We start from the raw sequence: 16,510 nt of genomic DNA, 5'->3' as shown, positions 1-16,510 counted from the left end.
TTGCCGTGACCGGTCGGCGCACGGCTATGATGCGCGCTGGGCGCCGGGGGGCGCCGCCCGGGATGGGCACAGGGGATGCAATGGAAAAGCACGTTGTCGCGGCCGCCGGCCACGCCGGACGCCGGCTGGCGTGGGTGTGGCTGCTGTGCCTGCTGGCGCTGCCGGCGTGGGCGCGGATGCAGGAAGTCAAACCCGGACAGACGCCGCAGTTGGCGCCCGACGAGGGCTTGGTGCTGGTCGCGGTGGACACCAGCGTCGCACTGCAGGGCGTGGAGTTGAACAAGGACGGCAAGACCTTCGGTGCCGGCACCATGTCCAAGCTCAAGCCGGGCATCAGCTACCGGCTCTACATCGCCCCGGTCGGGGACTATGCCTGGCGCAAGGTGCAACTGGTGCCGCAACTGGGCTACAACCTGCGCGACAGCGACGAGTTCCGTTTCCGCATCCAGGCCGGGCGCATCACCTATCCGGGCGACCTGCTGTTCCGCCCGAGCGCGATGTTCCATGCCGACATGAGCATGGTCAACCGCGCGCTGGCGGCGCTGGACTGGCTGCAGCGGACCCATCCGGCGCTGTGGTCGCGCTACGAACTGACGTATTCGGGGCACTATCCGGATCCGTTCCCGCCGTTCTACCGCAAGGCGCTGGCGCAGCATCCCGATGCCACGCCGGCGGCCAGGCCGGCCATGCCTGCGCCGCCCGCGGCGGGCGCGTTGCCGATCGCGCCGGCGACCTTGTTCCGCGACAGCCTGATCCGCACGCTGCAGTTGAACCCGCGTGGCGACCTGCTGGCGTTGCAGTTGCACGAGCGTAAGGACGAATGGCGCATCGAACTGCTGGACCTGCCAGGCAACGAACAGCGCCTGCTGGCCACCAGCGTCGAGCCGATCAAGCAATTGCAGTGGGCCGGCGACGACACGCTGCTGTTCAGCGTGCGCGTGCCGAACGGCCCGGACGTGGTGCGCGGCATGCGCGTGGCGGTCGGCGCCGACGGCAAGCGCCGCTGGACGCCGCTGACATTGCCCAACGGCGGCTACATCGTCGGCATGCTGCCGAGCGCGCCCAATCAGGTGCTGTACGCGAACACCGCGCACAACGGCGCCATCGCGGTGCAGTTGCTGGACGTGTCCAGCCAGGCGGCGATCGACGGCTGGCGGCCGCGCTTCCAGGACCGGTTGAACGTCGGCCTGGAACGCGATGTCGGTTGGCTGACCGACGGCGATGGGCGATTGCGCCTGGCGGTGGTACGCCGCGACGACGACTATGTGCTGGTGTACCGCGACGGCCTCGGCGCGACCTATCGCGACGTGATGAAGCTCAACGACCTGCGCGATTTCCAGCCGCTGGGCCTGTCCTTCGGCGCCGACGAGCTCTACGCGGCGACCGACCAGGACCGCGCCCAGCGCGACCTGGTCGCCTACGACATGGCCACGCGCAAGGTGGTGCGACCTTGTTCAGCCGGCCCGGGGTCGACGTGGTCGACCTGATCCAGGGGCCGCGGCGCACGCCGATCGGCGTCACCTACTACGAGGGCGGGCGCCTGGTCAGCCATTACTTCGCCAGCGAGGACGCGCGTTGGGGCCGCGCGCTGAACGCGGCGCTGCCCGGGCGCGACCTGCAGGTGACGGCGAGCAGCGCGGACGGGCAGCAGGTGATCCTGTGGGCCGATGCCAGCGACCGCCCGCCGCAGCTGTTCCACCTGGATCTGCGCAAGCGCACCGCGGTGTCGATCGGCGAGGACCGGCCGTGGCTGCAGGGCATGCGCTTCGCCCCCAGCGAAGTGATCGCGTTCAAGGGCCGCGACGGGCTGCCGTTGGAGGCGTTCCTGACCCTGCCGCCCGGCGGCGGACGGCGGCCGCTGGTGGTGTTCCCGCATGGCGGGCCGATCGGCGTGGCCGACTCGCTGGGCTTCGATCCGGACACGCAGTTCCTGGCCTCGCTCGGCTATGCGGTGCTGCGGGTCAACTTCCGCGGTTCCGGCGGCTACGGGCGCGCGTTCCGCGAGGCCGGACGCGGCAGTTTCGGCACCCTGATCGAGGACGACATCGACGCGGCGATCGAGCAGGCGTTGGCGCGCTATCCGCTGGATGCGCAGCGCATGTGCGTGCTCGGCGCCAGCTACGGCGGCTACTCGGCGCTGGTGATGGCGGTGCGCTGGCCGCAGCGCTTCCGCTGCGCGGTGTCGATCGCCGGCGTCGCCGACCGGATCCTGTTCTATACCGCCAGCGATTCGGGCAGCCGCGCCAAGTCCCGCGCCGAACTGGAACGCCTGCTCGGCGATCCGAACACGCAACAGGAGCAGATGACCGCCACCTCGCCGCTGTACCACTACGACGCGATCAAGGTGCCGGTGATGCTGGCGCACGGCGTGGAGGACCGTCGCGTGGACTACGAACACACCCGGCGCATGGCGCGGATGCTGGAGCTGGGCGGCAATCCGCCGGTGGGGCTGCGCTTCGAGGGCGAAGGCCACGGCTTCGCCGAGGTCGAGCACCGCGCCGCGCTGTGGAGCGGCGTCGCCGGCTTCCTGCAGGCGCATCTGGCCGCCGACGCGCCGCCGCCGTGACGCCCTGACGCGCGGCCGGCGGCGCGGACCGCCAGCCGCGTCGTCGCCCCGGCTCAGTCCAGGGTCGGGTAGTCGGTGTAGCCCTTGGCGCCGCCGCCATACAGCGTGTCGGCGTCCACCTGGTTCAACGGGGCGTCGCGGCGCAGCCGTTCCACCAGGTCCGGGTTGGCGATGAACGGGCGGCCGAACGCCACCGCGTCGGCGCGGCCGGAGGCCACGGCGTCCTCGGCCAGCGCCTTGTCGTAGCCGTTGTTGACCAGCCACGGGCCATGGAACTTGGCGCGTAGCGCGGCGTAGTCGAAGGCGATGTTGTCGCGCGGGCCGCCGGTGGCGCCCTCGATCACGTGCACGAAGGCCAGGCCCAGCGGATCCAGGCGTTCCACCGCCCGCTCGAACAGCGGCTGCGGATCGCTGTCGCGCGCATCGTTGGCCGGGGTCACCGGCGACAGGCGCACGCCGGTACGGTCGGCGCCGATCTCCTGGGCCACCGCCTGCACCACCTCGAACAGCAGGCGGGTGCGGTTCTCGATGCTGCCGCCGTAGGCGTCGTCGCGGTGGTTGCTGCCGTCGCGCAGGAACTGGTCGATCAGGTAGCCGTTGGCGGCATGCACTTCCACGCCATCGAAGCCGGCGGCGATGGCGTTGCGGGCGGCGCGGCGGAAGTCTTCGACCAACCCGGGGATTTCGTCCAGGCGCAGCGCGCGCGGCGCGGAGACATCGGTGAAGCCCTCGGCGGTGAAGGTCTTGGCGTCGGCGCGCAGCGCGCTCGGCGCGACCGGCGCGGCGCCGTCCGGCAGCAGGCTGACGTGGGAGATGCGGCCGACGTGCCACAGCTGCAGCACGATCTTGCCGCCGCGGCGGTGCACTTCGTCGGTGACCGTCTTCCACGCGGCGACCTGCGCGTCGCTGTAGATGCCCGGCGTGTCCTTGTAGCCCTGGCCCATCGGGCTGATCTGGGTCGCCTCGGCGATGAGCAGGCCGGCGCTGGCGCGCTGGCCGTAGTATTCGGCGGCCAGCGGCGAGGGGATGCGGCCTTCGCCTTCGGCGCGGTTGCGGGTCAGCGGCGCCATCACGATGCGGTTGGCCAGTGCGATCGCGCCCAGGCGCAGCGGCGTGAACAGCGGGGAAGCGTTAGCGGTCATCGGCAAGGGGTCTCATGAAGGAAGGGGGGCGACGCAGCGCCGGCGGCGCAGGACATCGCTTTCCAGCAGATTGGGACGGCATTGGGCGATTGCGCGTGCGACTGCTGGGACACTGCGTTGCCGCTGCGAGCCGCGCCGGCCCAGCATGGCCTGAGAGACCGCGTGGTCCAGCGGCGCTCGGAAAGCGCCTCACTGTGGATCGATGGATGCGCCCGCCAATGCCCGCGCGCGCGGCCGAAGCTCGCGCAACGCGCCGTTGCAGCGTCGAGGGTTTGCGCATTTGCTGCGATGCACAATAATGGGCGGCCCTCCTCGAACAGGCCCCGGGCATGTCCACTCCCGCCACTTCCCCGACGCCGCTGTCGCGCCGCGGCTATGTGCTGATCCTGTTCGCGCTGGCGATGGGCGGTTTCGCGATCGGCACCAGCGAGTTCTCCACGATGGGCCTGATGCCGTACATCGCCAAGGGCCTGGCGATCGACGAGCCGCAGGTCGGGCACCTGATCAGCGCCTACGCGCTGGGCGTGGTGGTCGGCGCGCCGTTGCTGGCGATCGTCGGCGCGCGCTGGCCGCGGCGCACGCTGCTGCTGGCGCTGATGGCGTTCTACGCGGCCGGCAACCTGGCCAGCGCGCTGGCCCCGGATTATCACAGCATGCTGCTGGTGCGCTTCATCGCCGGGCTGCCGCATGGCGCCTATTTCGGCGTGGCCACGCTGGTCGCCGCCTCGATCAGTCCCGCCGACCAGCGCGGCGCGGCGGTGAGCCGGGTGCTGCTCGGACTGAACCTGGCGGTGCTGGTCGGCAATCCGCTGGCGACCTGGCTGGGGCAGGTGGCGCAATGGCGCTACGCCTATGCGCTGGTCGCGGCGATCGCGGTGCTGACCGTGGTGCTGGTGCTGCGGCTGCTGCCGGCCGATCCGCACGAGCCGCGGCAGCGGCCGCTGCGCGAGCTGCGCGCGTTCAACCGTCCGCAGGTGTGGCTGGCGTTGGGCATCGGCTCGATCGGCTTCGCCGGCATGTTCTGCGTGTTCAGCTATCTGGCGCCGACCCTGACCCACGTCACCGGCGTCTCCGAGCGCTGGATCCCGTTCGCGATGGGCGCGTTCGGCCTGGGTGGCCTGGTCGGCAATCTGGCCGGCGGCTGGCTGTTCGACCGTTTGCAGTTCCGCGCGGTGCCGCTGGTGCTGCTGTGGTCGATGGCGGTGCTGCTGGCGTGGCCGCTGGCCGCGCAATCGCCGTGGGCGGTGCTGCCGGCGGTGGTCGCGGTCGGCACCATGGGCGCGCTGGCACCGGTGCTGCAGACCCGCCTGATGGACGTGGCCAGCGACGCGCAGACCCTGGCCGCGGCCTCCAACCACGCCGCCTTCAACCTGGCCAACGCGCTGGGGCCGTGGATGGGCGGGATCGCGATCAGCGCCGGGCTGGGCTGGACCGCGACCGGCTACGTCGGCGCGGCGACCGCGCTCGGTGGGCTGCTGGTGTACCTGTGGGCGCGCCGGGATGCGCGCCGCACGCAGCGCGTGGCCGCCGCCGGCTAGCGCGCAGCGCCTTCCCGACGCTGCGCGCGGTACCAGCCGGCTGCGCCGTGCAGGCGCAGCGGCGTCGGCCGATACCTGCGCGTCGCCTCAGCGCCGCGCCTGCGGGTTGTGCGACAGCCTGCGCAACGCGTCGAGCTTGGCCTGGTAGCGCGGCTGGGCGCTGCTGTCGGCATGCGCCAGCGCCTGCTGCAGCGCCCAGTTGGCGCGGCGCCGATCGCCGTTGAGCAGGTAGGCGCGGGCCAGCGCGAAGTACAGCAGATGCGCGCTGTCGTACAGGCGCAGCGCATGCCGGTAGTAGCCGATCGCGGCAGGGTAGTCCTGACGGCGCTCGGCCTCGTTGCCGAGCAGATACTGGTGGAACGGGTCGGTCAGCTGCGCGCGCTGCAGCCGGTCCAGCATCGCGGCTTCCTGGCGGCGGTCGCCCAGGCGCCGGTACAGGGCGGCGGCGTTGGAGAGCGTGGCGACGTGGCCGGGCTCGATCGCCAGCGCGTTGGCGTAGTCCTCCTTGGCGCCCTGCGTGTCGCCCTCGCGCAACGCCAGCACGCCCAGGTTGTTCCAGGCCGCGACGAAGCCGCGGTCCATCTGCAGCGCCATAGCCAGGTACTGCTGCGCGGCCGGCAGCGCGCCGTCGGCCATCAGTTCGGCGCCGCGGTTGTTGTAGTAGTGCGCGAGCGCGCGGCGGTCGGAGATCAGCCGTGGTCCGCGCCGCTCCATCAGCACGCTGCGGTCCAGGTCGATGCTGACCTGGCGTCCGTCGATGCGCACGCCGACGTTGACGTGGCCGGCGTTGTACAGCGCATCGCCATCCTCGTACCAGCTCAGCACGCGGCCCACTTCCTGCACCTGCGCCTCGACCCCGGCGTCGCGCGCCAGCGCCACGAACAACAGGGTGAAGGACAGGCAGTTGACGCGGCGGGTGGCGTAGCTTTCGGCGACGCTGTGGGTGGCCTTGGTGTCGTACTGCAGGTTCAGGCCATCGGCATCGAACGCCAGTTGCACCAACTGCTCCAAGCGCTGTTCGCGCGAGGCGTGCAGATTCACACGCTGTTGCACCAGCGCGTGCAGCTCTGGCGGAATCTGCAGCAGTTGCTCCGGCGGAGGTGGGGGCGGCGGCAGCGACGGCGGCGAAGACGGCGGCGGTGCGATCGCTGTCGCGGCGAGCAGGACGACTGCAGTCCAACCGAACATGGCGCACCTCGCGACGGCCCGGGCGGCGGGTCCTCCCGGCACTATAGGCCTGCACCGCCGGTTTTGGGTGGGAGCGGTGTGCCTCTCTCGCCCTCCGGCGCGGATGCCCAGATCCCGCGCGCATTCATCCACAGCCGCTGTGGACGATGCACGGGCAAACAGGGGGATAAGTCCTCCGGCCCCAGGTCTGCGCGGCGGCGCTTCGCCCTGGCGAAACGATCGCCACGCTGTCGCCAGCGCCATGAACGCATGTTCATCGCCGGCAACGGTGCGTGAGGACGATGCCGCGATGGCTCACGTGCGCTTTATGCCGCCGTCGCCAGCATCGTCGCCACTGACGCAACGCGGCAAGACTCTCCATCCGCGGCCGAACGCAGTCCAGGGAACACACGACCCGACGTGCCCGTTGCGCGACTTCGCCGGCCCTTCCAGACAGGAGTTCCACCATGAGCATCCAGAGCAAGACCACCCACAGCCTCAACGATCTCATCGCCATTTCCCGCGACGGCAAGCAGTTCTACGAGGAAGCCGCACAGAAGGTCGGCGACGCGGAACTGTCGGCGCTGTTCCTGCGCATCGCCGGGGTCAAGTCGGACATCGTCAGCAGCCTCAGCGCGGTGGTGCAGTCGGTCGGCGGCAAGCCGGAGGAGCACGGCACGATGGTCGGCAGCATGCAGCAGATGTACGGCAAGGTGCGCGCCGCGCTGGGCGACACCAAGTACGGCTACGTGGCCGAGTTGGAGGAGTCCGAGGATCGCCTGATGAAGGCGTTCAACGAGACCATCGCCGACAGCGACACCCCGGTCGCCGCGCGCGATGCCGCCACCCGCCTGCTGCCGGAAGTGCGCGCGTGTCACGACGTGATGCGCAATCGCAAGCTGGCGATGAAGAACGCGGCGTAAGTGCCGCAGCCCGGGCCGCTGCCGGCCCGGACCCTCGACGGCACCGTGCCGCTGCGCATCGCGCGCGCTCGGCTTGGTGCCGCCTGGCAAAGGCCGACCGGATGTGTCCGGTCGGCCTTTTGTCGAGGCGACGGCAGGCGCCATCTGCGCGGCATGCGGCGCGGCGCGCTTGCTACCATGGCGCTCCGTTCGCTTGCAGGTCCGCCGCGGGTTCGCCCGCCTCATGCCGATGGCCCACGACGTTTCCTCTCCAGACGCGCAGTTCTCGCTGGGCTTCGCCGCGCCGGCACCGCGCGAGCGGCTGTTCTTCGCGCTGTTGCCGGATCCGGCCACGGCGCAGCACGCCTTCGCCGTCGGCGAGCGCCTGCGCGCGGCGCATGGCCTGCACGCACGTGCGCTGCCACCCGAACGGTTGCACGTCACCGTGCATTATCTGGGCGACTACGCGGGCATCCCGCCGCGGCTGCTGCAGCAGGCGCATGCCGCCGGGCAGGCGCTGGCGGCCGGGCCGTTCGCGCTGTGCTTCGATCGCATCGTCAGTTTCGGCAACCGCGCCGGTCCGCGGCCGCTGGTCCTGCTGGGCGACGCCGAACCGACTGGATTGCGCCAGTTGCGCGAGGCGCTGCAGCGCCAACTCGGCCGCCAAGGCCTGGCCACGCGCCTCGATCCGGCCTACGTCCCGCACCTCACCCTGGCCTACGACCCGCGCGCGTTGCCGCCGCAGGCGGTTCCGGAACTGCGCTGGACGGCGACCAGGCTGAGCCTGATCCGCAGCGTGCAAGGGCAGGGACACTATCTGCACGAAGCGGACTGGCCGTTGCGCGCGGACCCTGTGCTTGCCGCGGACAACGGCGAGGCGGTGCGATGAGCGCATCGGCGCCGCTCGAACTGCCCGAGGCGCAGTGGGCGCAGTTGCGTGCCGCGTACGCCACGCCGCCGCGCGCCTACCACCACTTCGGCCATGTGCAGGCGGTGCTGGGTCACTACGCCGAGGTCGCCGATGCGGTGGGCTGGCGGCAGCCGCGCGAGGTCTACCTGGCGGTGCTGTACCACGACGCGGTGTACCAGGCCGGGCGCGGCGACAACGAGACGCAGTCGGCGCGCCTGGCGCAGGCGGCGATCGCGCAGTGGCTGCCCGATGCCGGCGTGGACACGGCGCGCGTGGTCGCGCTGATCGCACTGACCGCGCGCCACGGGCAACTGAGCGTCGGCGCGGTGGATGCGGAGACGGCGCTGTTCCTGGATTGCGACATGGCCATTCTCGGCGCCGATCCCGCCACGTTCGCCGCCTACGACGCCGCCATCGCCGAGGAGTACCGCGCGGTGGTGCCGCGCTGGCTGTACCGGCGCAAGCGCCGCGCGTTCCTGCGCACGGTGCTGGCGCAGCCGCGCATCTTCCTCAGCGACTGGTTCCATGCGCGCTACGACGCGGCCGCCCGCGCCAACCTGCGCCAGGCGATCGGCTGAGGTCGCGGCGATGCGGTCTACACTGGCGTCTTCGCGCACGCGCCGGCGTGCCGCCCATCACGCCGCATGATGTCCGATCGCGCTACCGACCCCACCGACCCGTGCCCGCAGCCGCCCGAGCCGCCGGCACCGAGCGACTGCTGCGACAGCGGCTGCCCGCTGTGCGTCCACGATCTGTACGCCGAGGAACTGGCGCGCTATCGGCAGGCACTGGCGGCCTGGCGGCTGCGCCATCCTGACGCGCCGGCGGGCGGTTGAGTGCCGGCACCACCGCGCGCACGTACCTGGCATGAACCGTCCGCCGCGCCGCGCTTCGCGCTGCCGCCGTTCGGGATTATCTTTACACGCCTTTTCAGGATTGCCGGATGATGCGAATGCGTGGCGGATCGATGTGGGGATGTGCGTTGGCCGGATTGTTCGCGGCGACCGCCTCGGCGGCGCCTGCCGCCACGCCGCCCGCTGCGCCAGCGGCGCCCGCCGCCGCCCCGGAGAAGCTCAGCCACGGCCGCTTCGAGCAGGTGCCGGTGCTGCTGCCGCAGGGCGATGCACAACGGGTGGTGCTGTGGTTCGCCGGCGGCAAGCACGGCGAGGCCGAGCGTGCGCGCCAGATCGAGGCCTTGCGCCGCGACGGCGCGATGGTGGCGGTGATCGACGGCGCGCACCTGCAGGCGGTGCTGGCCAAGATCGACGGCACCTGCGGCTTCTCCTCCGGCGACGTGGAGAATTTCTCGCGCTACGTGCAGGCCTACTACCACGTGCCCACCTACCATCTGCCGCTGCTGGTCGGCGATGGCGATGGCGCGGCACTGGCGTATGCGATGGCGGCACAGGCGCCCAAGCATCTGCTCGCCGGCATGGTCACCGAGGCGTTCTGCCCGGTGGAGGTACTGGACGACCAGATCTGCGGCGCCGGCATCACCGCGCCGGCCCGCGCGCTGCAACCCACCGCGTTGCCGTTGCCGTGGCTGGTGGCGGCGCCGGCCACGCCGGCCACGCGCTGCAGCCAGCAGAGCGCCGCGTTCGTGCAGAAGGTGCCGCAGGCGCGGCAGTTCCGCCGCAGCGCCAGCGGCGATGCGCTGCCCGGGCTGCGCGCGGCAGTGCGCTCGCTGGGCGCGCAACCCGGGGTCAGCCTGCCGCCGACGCCGGCCGATCTGGCCGGTCTGCCGGTGGTGGAAGTGCCGGCCGCGGCCGGCGCCGCCGCGCCCGGCGACGGCGCGGTGTTCGCGATCTTCGTGTCCGGCGACGGTGGCTGGGCCGGGCTCGACCAGGAAGTGGCCGGCGCGCTGGCCCAGGCCGGCATCCCGGTGGTCGGCGTGGATTCGCTGCGCTACTTCTGGAGCGAGCGCACCCCGCAGGGCTTCGCCACCGACCTGGACCGGATCTATCGCCACTACAGCCGCCTGTGGCAGCGCGACCGGGTGGTGTTGATCGGCTTCTCGCAGGGCGCCGACGTGCTGCCGGCCGCGTACAACCAGTTGCCGGCGGCCACGCGCGCGCAGGTGCAGACCACCGCGCTGCTGTCGCTGGGCAAGACCGCCGACTACGAATTCCACGTCTCCAACTGGATCAGCTCCGACGACGACGGCCTGCCGATCGCACCGGAAGTGGCGAAGATGCCGAGCGCGCAGACCCTGTGCATCTACGGCGAGGACGACGACGACGCGCTGTGCCCGGACCTGCCCAAGGGTGGGGCGCAACTGGTCAAGCTGCCCGGCGACCATCACTTCGAAGGCGACTACGCGACGCTGGCCAAGCAGATCCTGCAGCACATTCAGTAGAGGCCGGGATTGGGGAGTCGGGATTGGGGAGTGGTGGGCTGGTCGCGCGTGCGGGCCAGTTCGCGCCGCCGGCGGGGCGGCTTGGGCGCGAGGCTGACCGCTGAAACGTCGCGATAAGCGCGGTCGCTATCACCGGACGCTCCATGGCGACCGGACCCTCACCCCAACCCCTCTCCCGATGGGAGAGGGGCTAAGGCTGCCTCGGAGTCGCGGTAGATGTCGGTGACCGGGCGACTCCCCAATCCTGCCCCCAGTCCCCGCTACTCCGGCTTGCGCGGATCCAGCGAGATCAACCGGGTCACGTCCAGCAGCGCGGCCGGCAGATGCATGCCGCCCGGCGCGGCCAGGTAGCGGGTGCGCCAGGCCGGCGCGAACTTGGACTTGAAGCGGCGCAGGCCGGTGAAACCGTAGAAGCGCTCGCCATGGCGCACGATCAGGTTGCCGAAGCGGTTCCAGCGCCCGGCCAGGCGATGCTGGGCCAGGCCCGACAGCGGCGCCATGCCCAGCGAGAAGCGCTGGTAGCCCTGGTCGCGGCCCCACAGGAACAGTTCGATGAACAGGAAATCCATCGTGCCCTTCGGCGCATCGGCGATGTGCCGCATCAGGTCCACCGACAGCTCGTGTCCCGCCGGCGCCTGCCACAGGTTGGCGAAGGCGACGATCCTGCCTTCGGCCTCGACCACCGCGATCGGGAAGCGGCGCAGATAGGCCGGATCGAAGCTGCCCAGCGAGAAGCCCTTTTCCTCGCCGGCCTTTTCCTCCAGCCACTGCTGCGAGACCTCGGCCAGCGCCGGCATCAGCGCGTCGATCTCGTCCACCGGCACGATGCGGAAGCTCAGGCCGCTGCGCTTGCCGCGGTTCCAGGCCTGGCGCAGGTCGGCGCGGTCGCGGCCCTCCAGGTGGAAGCCCTCCAGCGACACCATCGCTTCCTCGCCGAGCTTGACCAGGGTCAGGCCCAGGTCCAGATAGGTCTGCCAGTGCTGTTCGCCGACCTGGTAGAACACCGGGCGCAGGCCGAGGCGGTCGGCCTCCTCGCGGAAGCGCCAGATCAGCGCCCGCGCGACCTCCGGCGGCCCCACCGGGTCGCCCATCGCCACCAGCGAGCCGCCGTAGCGTTGCATCATCACGAAGCCCTGGCCGTCCTCGGCATGCAGCAGCGCCTTGTCGCCGGTCAGCACCAGGCAGGCCTGGGTGTCGGTGGCGGTGGCCAGCACCGGCGCCAGCGCGTCCAGTTGCGCCGCATCGGCCGGCGGCAGCGGCGAGCGGGTGCTGTGCAGCAGCCGCGCCATGCCGAAGATCACCACCGCCACGCTGACCAGCAGCACCGCGCGCAGCGCCCGCGGCGCGTTGGCCGAGGTGGCGAACTGCCACCACAGCTCGTTCTGGTATTCGACGTGGCTGTAGACGAAGAACAGCAGCCACACCGTGGCGATCAGCACCAGGCCGAGGTTGCGCAGCCATGGCCACGACCAGGCTTCGTCGAGCAGCGCGCCCTGGCGGTAGAACTCGCGGCGCGCGCCCCACAGCCCGGCGGCCACCACCAGCGAGGACAGCGCCACCGAGGCGTGGCCGCCGCGCAGCCAGGCCGGCAGCGGCAGCAGCACGCAGATGCCGATCGCCAGCACCCAGGCCGCGTGGCTGCGCCGTTGCAGCCCCTGGCCGATCAGCAGCAGCACCACGCCGCCGAGGCTGGCCAGCAGGTGCGAGGTCTCCATGATCGACAGCGGCGCCATGCCCTGGCGGCGCTTGGGCGTGGGCAGGGTGCCGTCGATGACCAGCGCCGCGCCGACCGCGAACACCGCCAGTGCGATGATCTGCGGCAGCCACGGGCGCAGCGTGCCCCAGGCCACGCGCACCCCGCCGGCGCCGGCGGCCAGCGGCCGGCGCAGGCCGGAGGCGGCGGCCATCAGCACCGACAGCAACAGCGGCACCACGTAGTAGGTGACCCGGTAGATCAGCGCCGCGGCCAGCACCGCCGCCGGCGCCACCCCGGGCAGCAGCTTGAGCAGGCTCCACTCGAACACGCCCAGCCCGGCCGGCACGGTCGACATCAGGCCGGCCACCACCGCGACCAGGTACAGGCCGACGAAACCGACGAACTCGATGCCCGATTCGTTCGGCAACAGCACATAGAACGCGGCGCTGGCCAGGCCCAGTTCGACCACGCTCAGCGCGGTGACGCCGAGCGTGGTGAGCCGGTCCGGCAGCCACAGTTCGTGGCTGCGCCAGCGCAGCGTGCGACCGTGGCGCCCGGCCAGCAGCAGCATCAGGGCGAAGGCGGCCAGCAGCGCGATGCCGATCGCGCGCACCGCCGGCGCGGCCAGCGGCAATGCCAGCGCCGCCGACGCCGGTTCCAGCGCCAGCGCCAGCGCCAGCAGCAGCCAGGCGCCGAACACGAAACCGAGGGTGCTCATCAGCACCACCTGGCCGATCTCGGCCAGGCTCAGCCCGACCCGGCCATAGCCGCGCAGGCGCACCGCGCCGCCGGTCAGCGCGGCGAAGCCCAGGGTCTGCCCGACCGCATGCGCCAGGAACGCGGTGATGCCGATCCGCATCGGGTGCAGCTTGCGCCCGCTGCGGTGCAGGCCGACCGCATCGAACCCGATCAGGCAGGCGTAGCTGCTCAGGCCCAGCAGCAGGGTCAGCGCGATCTGGCCGGCGCCGAGCTGGTTGAAGGCATGGCGGATCGCGGCATAACCGTGGGTGCTGAATTCGGTGGCCAGGGCGCGCAGCGCCAGCGCCAGGATCACCAGGCTGAACACCACCGGCAGCGCACGGCGCCAGCCGGCGGCCGAGGAAGGGGAAGCGGTAGGTGCGGCGTCGGTCATTGCGGGAGAGCGTCGGCGAAGAGGGAGAAGGGCCATGCGCGGACGCCGGCAGCGGCGCGCAGGGAGGCGGCATGGGCGGTGCGGGTCATCGCGGTGCGCGCCTGCGGGGGGGAAGGGGACTGGGCCAGCGCACGCGCCGGGCCCAGGACTGTACCGGCGGCGCCGGCGTCGCGCATGATAGTGGAATCGCAGGTCGGTACCGCGTCGGCGTGCGTCTGCGCGGCCGCCGCGCGCCCCGCCGCCACCGGAGCCCGTTGCCATGCCGCCATCCCTGGACGCCATCGCCGCGCCGCCGCGCTGGCCGCGTGTCGCCGGCGCGCTGGCCACGCTGGCCTGCCTGCTGTTCCTCGGCGTGGCCCTGGCCTTGCACTTGCTGCGCGCCGACCTGCACTGGCAGCAGGCGACGCTGAGCCTGTACCTGCACGGTCCCGGCGGACTGCTGCTGCGGACGGTGTACGTGCTGCTGGCCGCGGGCATCGTCGGCATGGCGTTCGGCCTGTACGCGCAGGCCGCGCCGCAGGCGCGCAGCGCCGCGCCGCCGTTGCTGTTCGTGGTGGCCGCGATCGGCCTGTGCGGCGTGGCGATCGGCGACAGCTACCTGCCGCACCGCGCGCCGTTGCTGGCGCCGCTGCTGCACGGCCTGTTCGCGCAGACCGCGTTCCTGTGCGCGACCACCGCGATGCTGTTGCAGAGCGCGTGGCTGCGCCGGCAACCCGGCTGGCGCGGCGGCGCGGTGGCCTTGCCGGCGCTGGCGGCCGCGGCGTTCGTGGCGTTGTGGGTGCACGTGCTGTGGCGCGCGCCGCCGCGCGGGCTCACCCAGAAGCTGGCGATCGTGCTGATCCTGGCCTGGCTGCTGGCGGTCGCGTACCGGTTGTGGCGTCCTGCAGCGGCGGCGCAATCGCGCGACAATGGCCGGGTTTCCCCTCTTCAGGACAGCCCATCATGATCCAGCGTTTCGATACCGGCCCGCGCATGTCGGAGATGACCGTGCACAACGGCGTGGCCTACCTGGCCGGACAGATCGCCGACGACACCAGCGCCGACATCGCCGGCCAGACCCGCCAGGTGCTGGCGGCGATCGACGCGCTGCTGGGACGCGCGGCCACCGACAAGAGCAAGATCCTGCGCGCGGAGATCTTCATGACCGACCTGGCCGAGTTCGCCGAGATGAACAAGGTCTGGGAGGAATGGGTGAGCCCCGGCCATACCCCGGCGCGCGCCACCGTGCAGGCCAAGCTGGCCGATCCGGCCTGGAAGATCGAGATCGTCGTCACCGCGGCCGTGTAAACCGGGACCGGCCACTGCGCCTGGAGGCGGCGGCGCGCCACCTTGGCGATGCGTCGCCGCCGCCATGCCGTCGCGATGGCGTTCCTGCCGGGGTTCCGGCGCGAGATGCGCGCTCCCCCGGCGCGCGCGTTGCGGTCCTGGACGTTGCCGGATCGGCGTGCTGCGCCGCGTCGCGCCCTCTGTCGGGCCGCCTGAAGCCAGGCTGCCGATACTTCGACCCACAGCCCATGACCACCTACACCTGCCATTGGCGGGAACTGGCCCACGCCGATGGCGCCGACCCGCAGCTTGTCCGACTCAGCCTCACGCCACATGGCCATGCCGGGCGCAGCGACTGGCGGCATGAACAGGCGCCGGTCTCCGCGCGCCAGTTCGCCACGGTCGACACCTGCGAGGGGGAGCCCGAAGAAGGGCCGCGGGCGCTACTGCAGCGTCTGCTTGCACTACGCGCGACCCTGGCGCAGCGCGGTTTCCAGGAAATCGTGCCGTCCAGCCGACTCTATGCGCCACGCGATCTGGAGGACTATCGCGCCAAGACCGACGACGAGTGCTGGATGGACCTGGCGATGCTGCACACCGAGTGCGGCGACCATGTCCAGGCCTTGGCGGCGCTGCAGCAGTGCCGCGACAGCGCGCAGACCTGGTATTGGCACACGGTCGCCCGGCGCCTGCATGCCCACCATGCCCGCGGGCTGGCGGATCCGGAGGCCGACGAGGTCTGGGCGGCCGCACTGGAGCATGCGGGGTTCATCCTCGCCCGTGCGGCCGAGCAGGGCGGGGCTGCGTACCGGATGTCCACCGGCGGCGCCGGCTACAGTTTTGGCGACCGCTACGACGGCGCGGCGCCGCAGTTGGCCGGCGCTGCGCAGACCGTGGCCGAGTACCTGTTGTGCATCGCGGGCGAGCCCGAGCAGGCGTTGCAGATGATCGAGGTCGCCGAGACCACGGGTTACGCCAACACTCGACTGCGCGAGTTCCAGGTCGCCGCCTTGCTGCAGCTCGGTCGCCACGCCGAGGCTTACCCCATCCATCGCAACTGGCGACTGCAGATGCCCGAGGTGATGGAGCAGGCGGCCTATCGCGCGTTCCTGGAGCAGGAACAGGCGCAGCGGCGGGAGGCCGAGCGCCAGCGCATCGCCGGCCTGCGGTTCGCGTACGAGGAGGGCGTGCCGGCATCGCCTGCCGAGTTGCAGCAGCTGCGCGAGCGCTTTCCCGCTGCGCTGGAGGTGTCCGCCGCGTATCGCTGCTTGCTCGGCGAGTCCGGGCAGCCGCGCGCGCTCAGCGTGATCGATGGCGAACAGCGGCAACGGTATGCGCTGTTCACTGTGGCCCAGGCGCTGGTCAAACACGAGGATTTCATCGGCTGGCTGCACATGCACGACGACAGTTCGCCCGAATTCGCGCAGGACATCCATCGCGCCATCGCCGAAAGCGGCATCGAACCGCTGCACATGCTGCCGATCGTGGGCGACGAGGACGCCAGCGACTGCTTCATGCTGCGCACCAACGGCCCCGATGCCGGCGCGGTGTACTTCTGGTCGCACGAGGAATACGCCGTGTTCGTTCCGATCGTGGACGACGTGGCGCAGTTGTTCCCGTGGTTGCGTGCCGAGGCCGAGAGCGGAAACACCTTCTCGCTGTGATCGCGCCGCGATGGACGCCATCGCGCGCCGCGTGGTCGCGGAGCAGGCGGATGCCAGCCTGTAGGAGGCTTCAGCCGCGACGAGGCGTTATCGGTAACGCCGTCGCGGCTGAAGCCGCTCCTACACGCGGCCCATCAGACGGCGGCACGCCGCCTTTCCCATTCCCCATTC

The 16,510-nt window shown here is 71.5% G+C and carries 14 protein-coding genes; 11 read left to right on the top strand and 3 right to left on the bottom strand.

What is annotated here, in order from left to right; all coding sequences use genetic code 11:
- Nucleotides 1-80 precede the first annotated feature (80 nt).
- Together AB3X07_RS15565 and AB3X07_RS15560 are read left to right on the top strand one after the other, a co-directional pair.
- A complete protein-coding gene (locus tag AB3X07_RS15565) occupies nucleotides 81-1,487 on the top strand; it encodes a hypothetical protein (protein WP_369939496.1) in 1,407 nt (468 codons plus the stop codon).
- Nucleotides 1,451-2,566, top strand: coding sequence for an alpha/beta hydrolase family protein (locus tag AB3X07_RS15560; protein ID WP_369939495.1), 1,116 nt, complete (start codon nucleotides 1,451-1,453; stop codon nucleotides 2,564-2,566). Before AB3X07_RS15565 ends, AB3X07_RS15560 begins: the two co-directional genes overlap by 37 nt.
- A 53-nt stretch (nucleotides 2,567-2,619) precedes the next feature.
- Here the strand turns inward: AB3X07_RS15560 and AB3X07_RS15555 are convergent, their stop codons facing one another.
- Nucleotides 2,620-3,708, bottom strand: coding sequence for an alkene reductase (locus AB3X07_RS15555; protein ID WP_369939494.1), 1,089 nt, complete (start codon nucleotides 3,706-3,708; stop codon nucleotides 2,620-2,622).
- A 329-nt stretch (nucleotides 3,709-4,037) separates the two neighbouring features.
- Here AB3X07_RS15555 and AB3X07_RS15550 point away from each other — a divergent pair, with 329 nt between their 5' ends.
- Entirely contained in the window at nucleotides 4,038-5,246 is a 1,209-nt protein-coding gene (locus AB3X07_RS15550; protein ID WP_369939493.1) for an MFS transporter, read from the top strand.
- Between the two features lie 87 nt (nucleotides 5,247-5,333).
- On the opposite strand, the gene AB3X07_RS15545 is transcribed toward AB3X07_RS15550, so the two are convergent.
- A complete protein-coding gene (locus AB3X07_RS15545; RefSeq protein ID WP_369939492.1) occupies nucleotides 5,334-6,434 on the bottom strand; it encodes a tetratricopeptide repeat protein in 1,101 nt (366 codons plus the stop codon).
- Nucleotides 6,435-6,880: 446 nt separating this feature from the next.
- On the opposite strand from AB3X07_RS15545, the gene AB3X07_RS15540 reads away from it, so the two are divergent.
- The 5 genes from AB3X07_RS15540 to AB3X07_RS15520 all read left to right on the top strand — a co-directional run bounded on the left by AB3X07_RS15540 (nucleotide 6,881) and on the right by AB3X07_RS15520 (nucleotide 10,581).
- Nucleotides 6,881-7,336: a PA2169 family four-helix-bundle protein gene (locus tag AB3X07_RS15540; RefSeq protein WP_369939491.1), complete on the top strand. Its 456-nt coding sequence runs from the start codon at nucleotides 6,881-6,883 to the stop codon at nucleotides 7,334-7,336.
- 223 nt (nucleotides 7,337-7,559) lie between these two features.
- On the top strand, nucleotides 7,560-8,204 hold the full coding sequence (locus AB3X07_RS15535; protein ID WP_369939490.1) for a 2'-5' RNA ligase family protein: 645 nt from the start codon (nucleotides 7,560-7,562) through the stop codon (nucleotides 8,202-8,204).
- Nucleotides 8,201-8,803 carry a hypothetical protein gene (locus AB3X07_RS15530; protein ID WP_369939489.1) on the top strand — a complete coding sequence of 201 codons (603 nt, stop codon included), beginning with the start codon at nucleotides 8,201-8,203 and terminating at the stop codon, nucleotides 8,801-8,803. Before AB3X07_RS15535 ends, AB3X07_RS15530 begins: the two co-directional genes overlap by 4 nt.
- Before the next feature lie 69 nt (nucleotides 8,804-8,872).
- Nucleotides 8,873-9,061, top strand: coding sequence for an oxidoreductase-like domain-containing protein (locus tag AB3X07_RS15525; RefSeq protein WP_369939488.1), 189 nt, complete (start codon nucleotides 8,873-8,875; stop codon nucleotides 9,059-9,061).
- 116 nt (nucleotides 9,062-9,177) lie between these two features.
- On the top strand, nucleotides 9,178-10,581 hold the full coding sequence (locus AB3X07_RS15520) for a virulence factor family protein (protein WP_369944785.1): 1,404 nt from the start codon (nucleotides 9,178-9,180) through the stop codon (nucleotides 10,579-10,581).
- A gap of 260 nt (nucleotides 10,582-10,841) precedes the next feature.
- Here AB3X07_RS15520 and mprF read toward each other — a convergent pair whose 3' ends face one another.
- Nucleotides 10,842-13,409, bottom strand: coding sequence for a bifunctional lysylphosphatidylglycerol flippase/synthetase MprF (mprF, locus tag AB3X07_RS15515; RefSeq protein ID WP_369939487.1), 2,568 nt, complete (start codon nucleotides 13,407-13,409; stop codon nucleotides 10,842-10,844).
- Between the two features lie 259 nt (nucleotides 13,410-13,668).
- Between mprF and AB3X07_RS15510 the strand changes: the two genes are divergently transcribed.
- The 3 genes from AB3X07_RS15510 to AB3X07_RS15500 all read left to right on the top strand — a co-directional run bounded on the left by AB3X07_RS15510 (nucleotide 13,669) and on the right by AB3X07_RS15500 (nucleotide 16,339).
- Nucleotides 13,669-14,355: a DUF998 domain-containing protein gene (locus tag AB3X07_RS15510; RefSeq protein ID WP_369939486.1), complete on the top strand. Its 687-nt coding sequence runs from the start codon at nucleotides 13,669-13,671 to the stop codon at nucleotides 14,353-14,355.
- Entirely contained in the window at nucleotides 14,352-14,696 is a 345-nt protein-coding gene (locus tag AB3X07_RS15505) for a RidA family protein (RefSeq protein ID WP_369939485.1), read from the top strand. The genes AB3X07_RS15510 and AB3X07_RS15505 overlap by 4 nt, the downstream gene beginning before the upstream one ends.
- A gap of 227 nt (nucleotides 14,697-14,923) precedes the next feature.
- Nucleotides 14,924-16,339 (top strand): hypothetical protein, encoded by a 1,416-nt coding sequence (locus tag AB3X07_RS15500; RefSeq protein WP_369939484.1) that lies wholly within the window; start codon nucleotides 14,924-14,926, stop codon nucleotides 16,337-16,339.
- Nucleotides 16,340-16,510 lie beyond the last annotated feature (171 nt).

This window comes from Xanthomonas sp. DAR 35659 (assembly GCF_041242975.1).
Taxonomy (GTDB): Bacteria; Pseudomonadota; Gammaproteobacteria; order Xanthomonadales; family Xanthomonadaceae; genus Xanthomonas_A; species Xanthomonas_A medicagonis.
Note: the sequence above shows the minus strand (reverse complement) of the source record. Positions and strands in the feature narration are given on the sequence as shown.